Here is a 16,071-nt window from a genome sequence, read left to right as displayed (position 1 = left end):
CTTTTAAAAGAAAATAATTAGCCAACGAGAAAGGCTGAGGATGGATACTCCCCATGTTAAAAGATGACAGAAAAAGGCGAGCTTGCTTCCCTTCGATAAAAAGCGGATTTGTAACCAGTAAAGGATCGCCCAAAGAATACAATATCCAATGGAGGTGAAAACTCTCCAAGAAAAACCTCCAAATACGAGCATGCCAAATCCCGTTAGAAACGCTTGTGGAATGACCAATATCCCTGCGATGATGTTGACAATATGAAAGGCTATGATTTGATTCCTCCTCACCGGTGTTCCTGTCGTTTTTCCCGACGAACGGATTGTAGAAAGGAAAATAAACAGAATAATGAAAATGGAATTGACTAGAGTGATAATGTCTAGCAGGCCTTTATACCATTTATCCGTCGTATCTATGATGAGTAGCCCTATGAAAATGAGCGGAAAATAAGCCACTAATAAAACATTCGTTAAGACGACTCTTTTTGAAACAAAAGATGGAAAAAAGGCAATATAAAAGGTGAAACCACTTAAAGTAACCATGGACATAAGCCACATTGGATGAAACTCTGAAAGAACTACCACCCCATGCAAAAATGCACCTATTGCAAATAAAGTTGAAAGAAAAGCGATCGAAAATAAAAGCTCTTTCGTATAAGGAGCAACGACCATTTGCATTTCATCGCCAATGGCCTCTTCTCGTCCAAAGTCCTTCAACGCCTTGAGGATCGCATCCTTCTCCTCTATACCTTGTTTTATATATTCTTCCTTTGCTAATTCTAGATGTATTTTCATTTCTTCCGCCATATCTTTTTTTTCATCCATACTTCCTTCCACATTTTTTAACACATCTCTTATGTAACGATCAATTAGATCCATTATGATCCCTCCGAACATTTATAGATAAGTTGATTCACTTTCTGCCAATCTTGCAATTTTCTTTCTAATTCTGTTCTTCCCCCTTCTGTTATTCGATAATATTTTCTTCGGCCACCACTTTCCTCCCCCCAATAAGACGTCGCCCATCCGTTTTTTTCCAATCTTTTCAGGGCGGGATATAAAGTCCCTTCACTCATTACATAATTATGATCACTTGTCTGTTTCAATTTTTGGACCATTTCAAAACCATACATATCTTTTTTCGAAATAAGAGAAAGAAGGAGAATATCGATGCTCCCTTTCATCAATTCTTTGTTCACGAAATCACTCCCTTTCCTTAGTATTGTAATGCGATGTACATCGTATTACAAGGGTGGGTTGTCAAAAAAATACTCCTATTGTCTCGTGTTATATACTATATTAATAGTAAAAGGAGTTGATTAAGATGCCCCTTCAGAGACGCAGTGATATTACTTATATATTGGGATTGATTTTCCTTATTGCGGGAATCATTTATTTTTTTGCATCAAATTGGCAAGGATTTACTCCTATTGAAAAGACATCCTTAGCTATAGGTCTCGTGCTATTAGGTTATGTGGCCGCATTATTTTATCGAAATCACCACTTGTTCTCTTATTTGAGCAGATGGTGGCTCATCTTTTCGGCTATTGCTTTTGGGGTTAGTGTTGCTTTAATCGGGCAAATGTACAATTCACATGCTGATTCTTATGTACTTTTTCTCGTTTGGCTTATTCCGACTTTTGCTTTAGCCCTTATCACTCGTTACCAACCGATGTATTGGATGTCTTTTATTCTATTTGAATTAGCCCTCTGGTTAAAAATCTACCCGACTGGCTTTTGGATCCAGTACACCATTTGGGAAGAATTATTGATTTATTTAGCCCTTATTATTCTTCATTCCATCTTGTATATTTTTCTTAACAAATGCTCCTTACAAAAATTATCTTTTCTTGCGGTAATTATCATTCAATGGACGATTGTGAGCCGATTAATTAAGCACTCCATCCTTTCAGTTATGAAGAATTTCGACGGAGCTATGCTGCTCTATTTTACCTTCCATGTGTTGTATGTGGCTTTTATGGTGTATTTCTTAAGAAAGCAATTTACAATCAAGCATAAACATCCGTTTATTTTTGCTGTTGATTTACTCGCTTTCGGTGCCTATATTATTTTTAACTCTTTCGAAATCTATGTGGAATTATTCGGTGATTACTTTTTTATTTCAAGTTCACTTCTACTTATTCTTTTATTCGTTTTCAGTACTTACGGTGTAAAAAAACTGAAAGAAAGCGAGAAATCTAATCAGAAATGGACTCGTTATTCTTATCAATTTTTCACGATGGTATTAAGTTTTCTAGGAACGATCATCGCAATTGCTACACTGGTCTCCTTCTTTACTTTGCTGTTTGGCTGGGAGGACTCCTCCGTCTGGCTCACATTAGGTATCGGAGCTGCTTTAATAGTAGGGGCTGGCACCATACACAAAAATAGCTTCATAGTTCCAAAAACGACGTTACAAATTACGGGTGCTGCCTTTTTATTCATTTTTGCCTTTTGGCGGTCCGAATTATGGGCTTACGCTTTGATCTCCGCCCTATTCATCGGGATCACAGCATTTTATAATAAAAAATATGAAGGAATCATTTTTTACCTAGCAGCAAATGGAGCTATTTTGTCCTTTTTCATGATGGTTGTGGCGGAATATTCTTTTTCCTATATCGTAGCAAAAATCTTTATTTTTGTTCTTTTCACTATGAATAGTGGCATATACCTTATTTCTAAATCACAGCCAATCGGAAAAATGTCTTATGCCCTGTCACTCGCCTTTCTTTTCTATCTAACCTATGATTTTGACGAGCAATCTTTAGCTTTGAGCATTTTATTCAACTTAATGGCGATCATGTATCTTTGTTTCCATTTATATCGTCCCGTTACTCCATCACGTTCGATGAATTGGCTTACATGGGGAGCCTTTATTGCGTATATTACTTGGAAATACTATGAATACATTTGGTCATTGCTCCATAAATCTATTGGATTCCTCCTGTTGAGCGCCTTGTTTTTTGCGATCTTCTATTTATGGGGGAAAAAGAGTTCACTTCCATCCAATAAAATCGCTTGGCATTGGAAAGGAATCCTAGTCTTAGCGATCATACAGTTCGCTTTCATCGGTGGTACGGCTTATCAAAAGGAAAGTCAATTACAACAAGGGGAACTTGTCGCATTATCCTTACAACCTGTTGATCCACGTTCCATGCTACAAGGGGATTATGTTCAATTAGGGTATTCGATTGCTAATGATTACCGCGAACAGGTAAAAAATGATTATAAAGGACGTGTAACCATTCAACTTAAACCAACAACTAAAACCGTTACCTATCAGGGAGAAAAAATACCTGTGTATGAGGCGAAAAACTTTTCACATACAAAGACAAAGCCAAAGGAATCGCTTTTTATGAATGGAAAAGGATACTATGGAACACTTACAATGGGAATTGAACATTTCTTTATAGAAGAAAACACGGGGGAAAAATGGGAAGGGAAAAAATTTGCCCTAGTGAAAATTGCCAAAAACGGTGATGCTATTTTAGTGACATTAGTGGATTAATCGCTCGAGTTCATCTGCTCTTCCTTTCTGTGATATGATGGTACGTGATGAGATTGTATCGATGTTTGTGGGAAGACTATGAATTAGGCATGAAATTTTTTCACTCACTTGCTGACATAGAAACATCTCAAATATTTTTTGACGGTGAAATGAATGGAACAATTTGTCTATTTAATATCGACATTTGGTTATATTGGCATTACGGTCGCTCTAATTGGGGGAATTGTCGGGCTCCCAATTCCTGATGAAATGCTTCTCACTTTTGCAGGATATCAAGTTTCTCAGGAAAATATGTCGTACTTGCCAACGATCCTCTGCGCCATTTTTGGTTCGATGGCTGGAATTACGATCAGCTTTATGATCGGTATTAAATTAGGACTCCCTTTTTTGGAGAAATTCGGACCAAAATTTCATATCACGGAAAAAAGAATTAGCTTGACGCAAAAATATTTTGCTAAATGGGGACCTTACTTATTATTAGTGTGCTATTTTATCCCTGGAATCAGACATATCGCCGCTTATATCGCAGCCATTAATCGTTATCCATACAGGAAATTTGCCATTTTTGCTTATATTGGAGCTGTTGTTTGGAGCATTACCTTTGTTCATTTAGGAAAAGTACTCGGTCATAATTGGGAAAATGTACAGTTGTATTTGTCGAAATTCAGCTACTACCTGATTATTCTCTTTATAGCCATTTGTATTTTTGGGTATGTTTATTGGAAAAAAAGACGGTGAAAATAATATGTGCCAAGTTTCCCCAATATGTCGTTTATAAAGGGGAACTTGGCACTTTTTGCTACTCATGTTGACACATTTCTTGTTATTTAGTTATCCACTTTCCCCTAATTTTACCTCTACTAATCCTGTATTAGAAGCAAATGATTTCCTTTTAATTTAGGCCTCCTTTCCAAAGAAATGGATAGCCAGTCTATTGCAACAAAATCTCTTTGATTCTTTCAAAACTAGAAATAAACTTGACTGAGATGCAGACTTCATCACATTTTCCACTTCCTAATTTAGTGAGAATGGGACCTTTTTACCAAATCCCATATTATTAATCATATTTATTTACTATACTAATGATAAACACGTGAGAAAAGTACCATGGGTTTTTATACAAAGAATAATTCGCAATTAACAAATGAAGAAGCGAAGTAATCTAGCCAAATCGTTCGAATGAAATAAGTAAAATGTCACAGCAGCTGAATGAAATTGTCAATGAGTTTAAATGATAAAAATGATGTTGATGCATTCTCGTATGGGGTTCTAACTGAAGCACAAATTGCATTAAGGGGAAAAAGTTCAACTAACAGTAGGGGAATTCATCCTCCTGAATGTTAGTTGAACTTATCGGCCCCTTTAAGATTGGATAAAAGAAGGTGAACTCACCCTTTGCTTCTATTCTGTGCGGTCAACTAAAGTCACTTTATATACGATGGCTAGATCGGAATCTTTTAACCTAGCTGGGAACTTACCATCATCATTTTTATCAGGCCCTGTTATGTAATCTTCCGTTGTTCCCTTCCAATAGGCCAAAAAAACAGGCTTATTCTTCTTTAATTGTATCTTTTTCGCTAAATTCCTCCCGTAAGTACTACCCATCATTTTAGAATCAATCGAAGAAGAAGTAAGGCCTCCTGGTAATCCTAATAAAATTGTCATTATTTCTGAATTGGAATCTGAATTAGAAGAAACAGAAACCCCAAAAGAGGTAATTTCATCTTTATATCGGTGTTGGAAAACATGATCTGAACTAAGCACTTCCTCCTTCTCTCCCTTTTTATACATATCAACTGCAAAAACTAAATCATCATCCTTTTTGAGTCCTCCATTCAATTTGAAATATTCAATAAATTCGACCCCTGTCTGGCTAATCATTTGCTGTTCTTTTTCTGTCAGTTTCATTGGTTCAATTGTAATCTTCGTTTCTTTTGCCGGCTTCTCTCCAACTTTTTGCCCTGAATTGCCGATACAAGCTGATAAACAAAGCATTATTATGACAAACAAAACCAATCGTTTGACCATCAAAAATTCCCCCTTCAACCAAAGATTTTATTTTATAAACTTTCCTTTCATTCTGTTGTCACCCCCCACAATTGCCTAACATACGATATCCTGTTATCATTTACAGGAGGTTAAGGAAAATGAATTCTAAGCAATTTGAACTAAAACCATCTATTGGCAATTCTTTTCCTGAAATGACAGTTCAAACAACCTTTGGAAATAAAACTCTCCCTGTTGATTATGCAGGAAAATGGTTTATTTTATTTAGCCATCCAGGAGATTTTACACCTGTCTGTACAACCGAATTTGTTGCCTTTCAACAATTATATCCCGATTTCCAAAAACTTCAAACAGAATTAATAGGCCTATCGGTTGACCAAGTCCAATCCCATCTAAAATGGACGGAATGGATTCAACAACATTTAGGAGTACAGATCACCTTTCCAATCATTGCGGATCCTCTAGGTAGGGTTGCCCAAAAGTTAGGAATGATCCAGAATGAAAAACAAACGACTACTGTCCGTGGGGTTTATATTGTGGATGATCAAGGAATCATTCGGGCGATCTTCTTCTATCCTGCTGAAATTGGAAGAAACTTAAACGAAATCTATAGAACCCTCTATGCCTTACAAACATCAGATATTCATCAAGTAGCATTACCGGCCGACTGGCCAAAAAATAGCCTCATCGGCAAAAAGGGGATCATCCCGCCAGCAGCTACTGAACAGCAAATGAATGATCGCATCCAACAGGCTCAAGCTGGGGAGATTGAATGTTTTGATTGGTGGTTTTGTTATAAAGATATTGGAAAATAATTTCCCGTAATAGAGAAATAAAAAAGGGCTATGCATATGATCCCTGCACCTAGCCCTTTTCCCAAAAATTATTTCTCTAATTCATGATTTAAAAGTTGTCGAAGTCTTTCATTCCGTTGATCACTTTCGAGGAATTCCGGACTGGCAATGGCGGACAATAACTGTCTCTTCATCGCAGAATCCTTTACTTCAAGAATAATTTGTTGTCGTGCTTCATATAAAAAATCGAGATACTCTTCATATTCCTCGCCATACTTAGATTCAAGATCTTTTTTTATAATCTTGGCTAGAATAGGACTTGCCCCCGTCGTTGAAATCGCAATATTTAGTCGTCCCTTTCGTACCATGGACGGTACGTGAAAATCCGATTTCTTCGGTTGATCTACGACATTCACGAATTGTTGAGGCTGTGCACTTTTTCTAACTTTTTCATTGATTTCGCTGTCATTTGTCGCCGCAAATACGAGGACAGCATCACGTAAGTCATCTTCTTCAAAATACTTTCGTAACCAAGTTATCTGATGTTGTTCCGACATCACCCTTAAAGTTTTTGTCATATTTGGACTAACAACAGTCACATCTGCATGAGATTCAATTAAATGTAACACCTTTCGTTCCGCCACTTTGCCACCGCCAACGACGACCACTTTCTTCTCCTGCAAATTGATCATAATCGGATAATATGGATACATATATTCAACTTCCTCAAGTTTACTATTTCGTTACGTTCACTTCATTTAGGGGCCAGAAACGAAGTGTCACTTTTCCGATGACAGCCGATTCTGTAATGGCCCCAAAATGTCGGCTATCTTTACTTTTTAGCCGATTATCTCCCATGACGAATAAATGACCATTTGGAACCGTTACAGCATCAAAATTGCCAGTAAATTTTTGATAAGGTAATAGATCTTTTTTATATTCTTGCAAATACGGTTCCTTGTATGCTTTTCCATTAATGTATAATGTATCATCCACCATTTCAATCTGATCTCCTGGAAGTCCGATAACCCTTTTGACGTAATTTGCTTCTTTATCTGGTGCATGAAAAACAATCTGATCAAATCGTTCAATTTCACTTATTTTGCTCACAATCACTTTGTTGCCATCTTGTAAGGTGGGCATCATTGACTCCCCTTTTACAACTTGAGGAACAAAAATGAAATGCCGTACAATCATAACAATGAGAAGAGCAATCCCGATTGACTTCACCCAAGAAAATATCTCATTACGACTATTTGACATTAATTATACCCCTTTCCATAAATATCAAGATGTTTGAGTATAATTATCCATGATTCCCCATTTGATGTCTACTACCATATGATAATTTTTTCTAGAATAAAAGCGAAGGCGACTGCACTGGGGCGACAAGCAAGTGACTAGCTCCGAAAGAGGGCGCTTTTCCCCTCTGGAGGAGATTGACACTTGACCTCGAGCCCCTAGGAGCCGTAGCTAGACAGTATAAAAGCGAAGGCGACTGCACTGGGACGACAAGCAAGTGACTAGCTCCGAAAGAGGGCGCCTTTTCCCCTCTGGAGGAGATTGACACTTGACCTCGAGTCCCTAGGAGCCGTAGCTAGATTCAGAAAAATTTAATTCTGTTCGTTTTCTTTATAAGCTTTTATAATAGAAAGACCAATGATGTAGAAAAAGGAGAACAACATGAGCATATTATCTGTTAAAAACTTAAGCCACGGTTTTGGAGATCGGGCAATTTTTAATGATGTATCTTTCCGACTGTTAAAGGGAGAGCATATTGGACTTATCGGAGCAAATGGTGAGGGAAAGTCAACATTTATGAACATTATTACCGGCAAACTTCAACCTGATGAAGGGAAAGTGGAATGGTCTAAAAAAGTACGTGTAGGTTATTTAGACCAGCATGCCGTCCTTGAGAAAGGAATGACCATTCGTGATGTTCTCAAGGGCGCCTTCCAGTATTTATTTGATATTGAAGCAGAAATGAATGAACTTTTTGGGAAAATGGGAGACGCATCCCCTGAAGAACTTGAACAGCTTTTAGAAGAAACCGGAACGATGCAGGATCTATTAACCAACAATGATTTCTATTTGATTGATGCAAAAATAGAGGAAATTGCCCGCGGTCTTGGCCTAGATGATATTGGATTAGACCGGGATGTGCATGATTTAAGCGGGGGGCAAAGAACAAAGATTCTACTTGCTAAGTTGCTTCTTGAAAAACCAGATATTCTTCTACTAGATGAACCGACCAATTACCTTGATGAACAGCATATTGAATGGTTAAAACGGTACTTACAAGCTTACGAAAATGCCTTTATTTTAATATCTCATGACATTCCATTTTTAAATAGTGTCATTAATTTAATTTATCATATGGAAAATCAAGAATTAAACCGTTATGTAGGTGACTATAATAATTTTCTGAAAGTGTATGAAATGAAAAAGCAGCAATTAGAGGCGGCCTTTAAAAAGCAACAACAAGAAATAGCCGAATTAAAGGATTTTGTTGCGAGAAATAAGGCAAGAGTGTCCACTAGAAATATGGCGATGTCACGTCAAAAGAAACTGGATAAAATGGACATCATTGAATTAGCTGCTGAGAAGCCGAAACCAGAGTTCCATTTCAAAGAAGCAAGAACGAGTGGAAAAATTATTTTTGAAACGCAGGATTTAGTTATCGGTTATAATGAGCCACTCTCTAAATCCTTGAACTTACGTATGGAACGTGGACAAAAGATTGCGCTTGTAGGAGCGAATGGGATTGGAAAAACTACTTTATTAAAAAGTATTCTAGGGGAAATTCAACCAATTTCCGGCAGTGTCCAAAGAGGGGATTATCTTCATACTGGCTATTTTGAACAGGAAATGAAACAAAGAAATTACAACACATGCATTGATGAAGTTTGGAATGAGTTCCCTTCCTTCACTCAATACGAAGTTCGCGCTACACTCGCAAAATGTGGTCTGACGACGAAACATATTGAAAGTAAAGTAGAAGTATTAAGTGGGGGAGAAAAGGCAAAAGTGCGCCTTTGTAAACTAATCAATATGGAAACAAATCTCCTCGTATTAGATGAACCAACGAACCATCTGGATATAGAGGCAAAAGAAGAACTAAAACGAGCACTGCAAGCTTATAAAGGCTCGATTCTTCTTATTTGCCATGAACCAGATTTTTATCAAGACCTTGTGACAGATGTATGGAATTGTGAATCATGGACAACGAAAGTTTTCTAATTTAGCTTGATTTTTCTTGGGTTAAAAATCATCACAGCAAGATGGAAATAGTCGATTGTCCCTAATCCCAAATCTATCTTTATATGCGTCCATTCTTATTGCAATAAAGTTTTTAGTAATAACGATTTAAATGCCGGCATCTTCTCATCATATGAGAGTACCCGGCTCTTTTTTACTCTCCTGTTTTCCATTTCAACTCCATATTGGGCGGAGAGTACATGCTCATCATCTTGATCAGTTCTTCAGGATCAGAAGAAGTGTTCATAATTTTCTGATGAATTTTATTAACGAATCCCTCTAGAATACTATGTTGAATAATATTAAGCACCGGATCATAATAACCACAACTATTTAATAATCCTACCGGTTTTTGGTGGATACCAATTTGTGACCAACATAATACTTCAAATAATTCCTCGAACGTTCCAAGTCCACCTGGTAAGGCGATAAAACCATCTGCTAGATTGTGCATCTTAGCCTTTCTTTCATGCATACTATCCACCGCTATTAACTCTGTTAACTGCCCATGGACGTTCTCCCCATTTGATAATCCCCTCGGCATAACCCCGATGACCTCTCCCCCGTTCATTAATACTTCATTTGCCACTTCCCCCATTAGCCCTTTTTTTGATCCCCCATAAATTAAGCGAATTCCTTGGTCTGCCATGATCTTTCCGGTTTGAATAGCTGCTGCTTTATATTCATTTTTATTCCCAAGACTTGAGCCAGCAAAAATACAAATCGATTTCATGCAATTCCCCCCTTTTAAAAAAAAGCTCCTCATCCTATATTGTATTTGATCTTGCTTCCTTTCAACACTAATAAGCTAAAATCCTTTATTTTCCATAATGATGGCGAATGCATCTGAAATCTTATAGTTGTCAATTTCTCATAGTTTTGCCATGATTAAAAGACAAATATTGTTGAAAAAGGTGAAATCATGAAAAAAAGAATTGCATTGTCCTGGAGTGGCGGAAAAGATAGTTGTATCACACTTGATAGACTCGTTAAAGAAAGCTTTGAAGTGGCTTGCCTTGTCACAACCGTTCCTAAAAATAGCGGAAGAACCTTCGCACACGGAGAAAAGAAGGAATTAATTCAATTGCAAAGCGAAGCCCTTCACCTTCCAGTCCATTGGATTGATTGTGCACTCGAGCATTATACAGAAAACTTTATTGAATCACTGAAAGAATTGAAAAGCACCTATCAATTAACATCTGTCGCTTTCGGCGATCTCTACTTAGATGGACATCGTGAATGGGGGGAAAATGTCGCAAAAGCGGCAGGACTAGAAGCTCTCTATCCCATTTGGATCGGCTCAGAAAAGGCATCCTTACAATCTCTCCAAACCTTCGTTCAATCCCAATACAATGCGGTCATCGTTAAAGTAAGGTCAGATTGCTTAAACGAAGATTGGCTTGGAAGAGAGCTCGATCAAAAATTTGTTCAAGAAATTCGTCAAATGGATGTATGTCCTATGGGAGAAAACGGAGAGTATCATACTTTTGTTTATAATGGGCCGCTTTTCGAAAAGAAAATAGACCTATCTTTTGGAGAAGTTCAATCAAATGACACTTCAAAGCGCCTGGAAATAGCTGATTTTTCCTTAAAAGAAAAAGCCTAATGTGAAACTTTATTTAATGGGGTTTTTTACTGTTTATTAAGATGGGGTAAGGTGATGTATGCTAAGAGTGCGGTCCCAATTTTCGTTTGGAATTTTACATAGCTTGGGACCATACTCTTTGCATTTAGAACCTCTCCTCTTCTATTCCTTCTCTTGTTTCAATTCTCTCATTTTCTGTGCTTGCATTTCAGCAAATGTACTGACTTTCGGAAATCCGTCTTTCTTCTTGACATTATCGTTTCTCTGTGCATTCGCATTCCCCTCTTTTGTACGTCCCATCATCGTCCCTCCTTTATATAGAGAACATTTTCTCCATCTTATGTTTCCCCAAAAACTGATAAAAAAGCCACGAATTTTTCTAAATTAAAATAGTGAAAGATATTTGACAGCTTTAGACTCATATTGACAAAACGCTACTTTTGCACTATCTTTAACATAAAAAAATTCCCATCATTTTCTTGTTTTATCCTTTATGTCTTTTACTAGCATGGAATCACTCGGTTATGAATTAACACCATTATGTAAAACTCCATTCAGTGGAGATTTTACTCCCATTAAGAGTGGGATAAACGGAATAAGAATTTTAATCTATTAAAATGATTGTATTGGGGTTTTGAACATGTTCAATAAAAAGGAATCAAAAGCCATTATTTTATTGGTTTTTGGGATCTTGCTTTTATTTGGGGTCCGCCTATTTCACGATTCCATCTATACTATTTTTGAGCCCAAAAATTTCTTGTCTTATCATACATTACTTGAATTATTTAGCATTGCCGTCGCATTTTCGATTGCCATTCAAGGGTGGATGATCTTTCCTCACACTTTATCTCGACATCGCTTAATAATCGCCGGGATTTTTTTGATTATTTCAATATTTGACAGCTTCCACATCTTATCCTATAACGGGATGCCTTTCTTTATTACAGAAAGTTCAGTAGCAAAAGCCACTTGGTTTTGGATTATTTCAAGATTAACGTTAGCATTGGGCTTACTCCTGATTTTTTCTAAAAAGGATGGTGAAGTGAATCAAAAGACTCGTCCTATCATCTTTGCAGTTTCTGCTTTATATGTTTCCATCACCAGTTTTTGTATTATGTTTTATTCTGAAAAACTACCTGTATTAGTCATTGACGGAAAAGGTTCGACTGCTCTTAAAATAACGTTTGAATACCTGATTAGTTTTTTGTTTTTATGCAGCATGGTACAACTTTATCGTTTTTACCAAAAAAACAAAAATCCTTCCTATCTTACTCTCATCATTGCTTTAGGATTTTCATTTATAACCGAGCTCATTTTCACATTATACAAAAGTGTCTATGATTTCGATAATTTGCTTGGCCATATTTACAAAGTGATTAGCTATTATTTTATTATGAAAGGCATCTATGTAAGTACGATCGAGGAGCCTTATTTAAAACAAAAGGAAACGAAAGATGCCCTTAAAGAAAGTGAAGAACGACTGAATACGATTGTAAATATGGTACCGACTGGAATTACAATTACAGATGCAAGTGGACGATTTATTTATGCGAATAGAGCAGCCAAATCGTTATTAAATATAAAGAAAGGTGAACTTCTTTCCGAAATCATTAAGAAAAAAAGTTGCAAGGCAAAATTATCAAATACGATCACTCAAGTACATTCATATACCCGAGAAAATCATGACGTTTTCATTACAGTGACGGGAAACGACAACAAACAACATACTTTATCCGTTAATTCTGCACCTATTCTCGATAAAGATCAGCAAGTGTTCAACACCATTTATTCATTTACGGATCTGACTGATTTAATTCAAGCTCAAAAAAAAATCAATTATTTAGCCTATCATGATGAACTTACCGGATTACCGAATCGATATTTTTTAAAGGAAAGATTAATCAAATTAATGAAAGATATAGAGGATACTCCCGATATCTCCATAATGTTATTTAATTTAAATCGCTTTAAAAATGTAAACGATTCATTAGGGAATGAAATTGGAGATATGTTCCTTCAAACTGTAGCCAAAAGATTGCAAGTATTTTGTGAACAACATCATTTGCTAGCCATCCGAATGGGTGGAGATGAGTTTGCCATTTTACAAACAGATGCCACAGATATCCCGTATGTTGTAAGAATAGTGAAGAAAATAACGAAGCGTTTGCAAGATCCCATGATTGCAAAAGGATATAAATTTCATATAGATGCTTCAGTTGGAATTGCTATGTACAAAAAGGAAATTGCGAATGAGGAACAATTATTAAAACAAGCCAATATTGCCATGCACGAGGCGAAACGAAATGGTCAATCCTATATGGTTTTTCATCCCGATATGAAAAAAGAATTATATGAAAATATTATTCTTGAGAATGACTTACGACATGCAATTGAACGAAACGAACTTGTCCTATATTATCAGCCACAAGTGAATAGTCATACGGGGAAAATCTTTGGTGTAGAAGCCTTAATTCGCTGGGGTCATTCTGAAAAAGGGATGATCTCACCGGAAAAATTCATCCCAATTGCTGAAGAATCTGGCTTAATTGTTCCAATTGGAAAATGGGTTCTTGAACAAGCTTGCCAACAAATGAAAGAATGGCATAACGAAGGCCTCCCTTTGATCCGTGTATCGGTTAACTTATCATTACGACAATTTTTTCAGGACGATTTAATCGACACTGTAGCTAATGCATTAAAAACATCCGGATTGGATCCAAAATTCCTTGAACTTGAAATAACTGAAAGCATGACAATGAATGTGGACCGTACCATTATCATGTTGAAGAAATTAAAAAATCTAGGGGTTCGAATTGCTATCGATGACTTTGGAACAGGCTATAGCTCATTAAGCTATTTGCATCAATTTCCGATTGACCAACTAAAGATTGATCAATCGTTTATCCGTAATTTACAAATAGATTCTCAGAATGAAGCCATTGTCGAAACGATCATTTCCATGGCTCATCACTTAAGATTAGAGTTAATTGCTGAAGGGGTTGAAACAAAAGACCAGATGGAATTTTTGCATCAGTTTCAATGCAATGGAATTCAAGGATTTCTCATTAGTAAGCCATTACCTGCGGAGGAGTTAGCGCAATTAATAAAAAGTTCGGACTCCATCAAGAAGGTTTGTAGCATTTAGCCTCGAAAGGAAGTCTATTATATCATGAGAGCGAAACAAACTATGGAAAAGTACTCCATTCGTTTTTGGATCACATCATTAATCCTACTTTCCATGTTCCTGACTTTAGGATTATGTATTATTGTTGTATACAAGCTAACACAACAAACATTGATTACAAACACATTAGAAATCAATCAAGGCTATGCTGAAAAAGTGGCCAAAACGACCGAACAATTTTTTAATCAATCAAAATCTACATTAAGTGCTTATTCAGCTGAAATGGTAACAAATCGTCATGATCCTGAAGAATTACAGCATGAGATTGATGAAATCTATTATAGTAGCAAACAATTCAATTCCGTCCTTTTTGCTGATCCGAACGGGAGGATTATTACTTCTTCCCCACAATCATTAAATTTAAAGAATCAAACAATCAAAACTGCTGGGAGCAAACAAGCATTACAAGAGCGAAGTTTAATCGTTTCCGACCCACATAAGGGAATATCCGGAAAGTTGACCATCCTTGTTTCAACGCCAGTTTGGGGGAGAAATGGAGAATATCTTGGCTTTCTTGGTGGTTCCATTTTACTAGAAGAAAATGATGCACTTGATAGCATTTTAAAGGATCACTTTTACCAAGATGACTCCTATCTATTCGTTGTTTGCCCTAGTGGGAACATTATTTATCACCCGAACCTAAAGAGAATAGGTGAATCTGTTATAAAAAATGAGGCTGTTCAACAAGTATTAAAAGGAAAACAAGGGGCTAGGCGAGTATTAAACACCCAAAATATGGACATGCTTGCTGGTTACTCACCCGTTAAAAGTAGTGGTTGGGGGATTATTTCTCAAACACCAACAGAATCTACGGTGAATCCTTCCACCCATTTAATCAAGTATATGTTACTTTACACTAGTCCATTTTTCTTATTATTTCTTTTTCTTGCACTATGGTTAGCTAAAACGATTATTACACCTTTAAAAGAGCTTGCCGCATACTCAGAAAACCTTTGTGTTGGAGATTTTAAGCAACCAATGCCGAATATTTCACCTTGGTATAAAGAAGCCGAAATGTTGTATAAAGCAACTGCTCTCGGTGTTAATTCTTTAAAGCAACAAATTAATCACTTATCAAAGGAAGCTTATACGGATCCTTTAACACAGCTTGCAAATCAGAGAACAATTAGAATGTTAATCAGTGATTGGATTGGCAATCATAATAAATTCGCCATCATTTTTATCGATTTGGATTCTTTTAAAAAAGTGAATGATACATACGGTCATGATACAGGGGATCAAGTATTAAAATTTCTAGCAAAAACGATGGAATCCGAAGTGCGTAAACAAGATATTTGTTGCCGCTACGGTGGGGAGGAATTTGTCATTTTACTTCCCGAAACAAATAAGCATACTGCTTTGAACGTAGCCGAAAGAGTGCGGCGAAAAATGGCTATCACCCCAAGCCCTACTGGAAAAATTGTCACCTTATCAGCTGGAGTCGCAGCATATCCAGCAGATGGTGATTGTTTTACCGATTTATTTAAAGCTGCAGACAAAGCATTATACCAAGCGAAGCGACAAGGAAGAAACCGCATCGTCGTGGTTGAATAGGAAGATTGCGATCATTCAGCTTGTAATCGTCCTCCTTCTATTAAAAGATGACAAAAAAGATCATTTTCTGCAGATGTTTTTCATGATATAGCTTATAACTCAACTTTCGCAGAGTGATATCGGCAAATAAGCCTTGATATAACTAGGAAGGCCATCGATCCACTGTTCGAGTTGACTTTGAATTAATGTT

14 protein-coding genes are annotated in these 16,071 nt (G+C 36.7%); 7 read left to right on the top strand and 7 right to left on the bottom strand.

Annotated elements, in window-relative coordinates:
• Positions 1-3 precede the first annotated feature (3 nt).
• On the bottom strand, positions 4-870 hold the full coding sequence (locus tag J2S13_RS11330) for a permease prefix domain 1-containing protein (RefSeq protein ID WP_307257873.1): 867 nt from the start codon (positions 868-870) through the stop codon (positions 4-6).
• Positions 870-1,190, bottom strand: a complete 321-nt coding sequence (locus J2S13_RS11325; RefSeq protein ID WP_307257872.1) for a PadR family transcriptional regulator — start codon at positions 1,188-1,190, stop codon at positions 870-872. Before J2S13_RS11325 ends, J2S13_RS11330 begins: the two co-directional genes overlap by 1 nt.
• A gap of 125 nt (positions 1,191-1,315) precedes the next feature.
• Here J2S13_RS11325 and J2S13_RS11320 point away from each other — a divergent pair, with 125 nt between their 5' ends.
• Positions 1,316-3,499, top strand: a complete 2,184-nt coding sequence (locus J2S13_RS11320) for a GDYXXLXY domain-containing protein (protein ID WP_307257871.1) — start codon at positions 1,316-1,318, stop codon at positions 3,497-3,499.
• A gap of 153 nt (positions 3,500-3,652) precedes the next feature.
• Positions 3,653-4,237 carry a DedA family protein gene (locus J2S13_RS11315; protein WP_307257870.1) on the top strand — a complete coding sequence of 195 codons (585 nt, stop codon included), beginning with the start codon at positions 3,653-3,655 and terminating at the stop codon, positions 4,235-4,237.
• A 663-nt stretch (positions 4,238-4,900) separates the two neighbouring features.
• On the opposite strand, the gene J2S13_RS11310 is transcribed toward J2S13_RS11315, so the two are convergent.
• Positions 4,901-5,527, bottom strand: coding sequence for a YgaN family protein (locus tag J2S13_RS11310; RefSeq protein WP_307257869.1), 627 nt, complete (start codon positions 5,525-5,527; stop codon positions 4,901-4,903).
• Between the two features lie 119 nt (positions 5,528-5,646).
• On the opposite strand from J2S13_RS11310, the gene J2S13_RS11305 reads away from it, so the two are divergent.
• Positions 5,647-6,321, top strand: coding sequence for a peroxiredoxin (locus J2S13_RS11305; protein WP_307257868.1), 675 nt, complete (start codon positions 5,647-5,649; stop codon positions 6,319-6,321).
• A gap of 68 nt (positions 6,322-6,389) precedes the next feature.
• Here J2S13_RS11305 and J2S13_RS11300 read toward each other — a convergent pair whose 3' ends face one another.
• Positions 6,390-7,013, bottom strand: a complete 624-nt coding sequence (locus tag J2S13_RS11300; protein ID WP_307257867.1) for an NAD(P)-binding protein — start codon at positions 7,011-7,013, stop codon at positions 6,390-6,392.
• Between the two features lie 22 nt (positions 7,014-7,035).
• Positions 7,036-7,563 (bottom strand): signal peptidase I, encoded by a 528-nt coding sequence (gene lepB / locus J2S13_RS11295; protein WP_307257866.1) that lies wholly within the window; start codon positions 7,561-7,563, stop codon positions 7,036-7,038.
• A gap of 420 nt (positions 7,564-7,983) precedes the next feature.
• On the opposite strand from lepB, the gene J2S13_RS11290 reads away from it, so the two are divergent.
• Positions 7,984-9,540 (top strand): ABC-F family ATP-binding cassette domain-containing protein, encoded by a 1,557-nt coding sequence (locus J2S13_RS11290; protein ID WP_307257865.1) that lies wholly within the window; start codon positions 7,984-7,986, stop codon positions 9,538-9,540.
• Positions 9,541-9,712: 172 nt separating this feature from the next.
• Here J2S13_RS11290 and J2S13_RS11285 read toward each other — a convergent pair whose 3' ends face one another.
• Complete coding sequence (locus J2S13_RS11285; protein ID WP_307257864.1) at positions 9,713-10,291, bottom strand: LOG family protein; 579 nt, start codon at positions 10,289-10,291, stop codon at positions 9,713-9,715.
• 189 nt (positions 10,292-10,480) lie between these two features.
• Between J2S13_RS11285 and J2S13_RS11280 the strand changes: the two genes are divergently transcribed.
• On the top strand, positions 10,481-11,164 hold the full coding sequence (locus tag J2S13_RS11280) for a Dph6-related ATP pyrophosphatase (RefSeq protein WP_307257863.1): 684 nt from the start codon (positions 10,481-10,483) through the stop codon (positions 11,162-11,164).
• Positions 11,165-11,305: 141 nt separating this feature from the next.
• Here J2S13_RS11280 and ypzF read toward each other — a convergent pair whose 3' ends face one another.
• Entirely contained in the window at positions 11,306-11,443 is a 138-nt protein-coding gene (gene ypzF / locus J2S13_RS11275; protein ID WP_307257862.1) for a protein YpzF, read from the bottom strand.
• Positions 11,444-11,783: 340 nt separating this feature from the next.
• Between ypzF and J2S13_RS11270 the strand changes: the two genes are divergently transcribed.
• Both J2S13_RS11270 and J2S13_RS11265 read left to right on the top strand, forming a co-directional pair.
• Complete coding sequence (locus J2S13_RS11270; RefSeq protein WP_307257861.1) at positions 11,784-14,288, top strand: EAL domain-containing protein; 2,505 nt, start codon at positions 11,784-11,786, stop codon at positions 14,286-14,288.
• Between the two features lie 24 nt (positions 14,289-14,312).
• Positions 14,313-15,881 (top strand): sensor domain-containing diguanylate cyclase, encoded by a 1,569-nt coding sequence (locus tag J2S13_RS11265; RefSeq protein WP_307257860.1) that lies wholly within the window; start codon positions 14,313-14,315, stop codon positions 15,879-15,881.
• Positions 15,882-16,071: the final 190 nt, after the last annotated feature.

This window comes from Oikeobacillus pervagus (assembly GCF_030813365.1).
GTDB lineage: Bacteria > Bacillota > Bacilli > Bacillales > DSM-23947 > Oikeobacillus > Oikeobacillus pervagus.
This window is presented reverse-complemented; position numbering and strand designations above follow the sequence as displayed.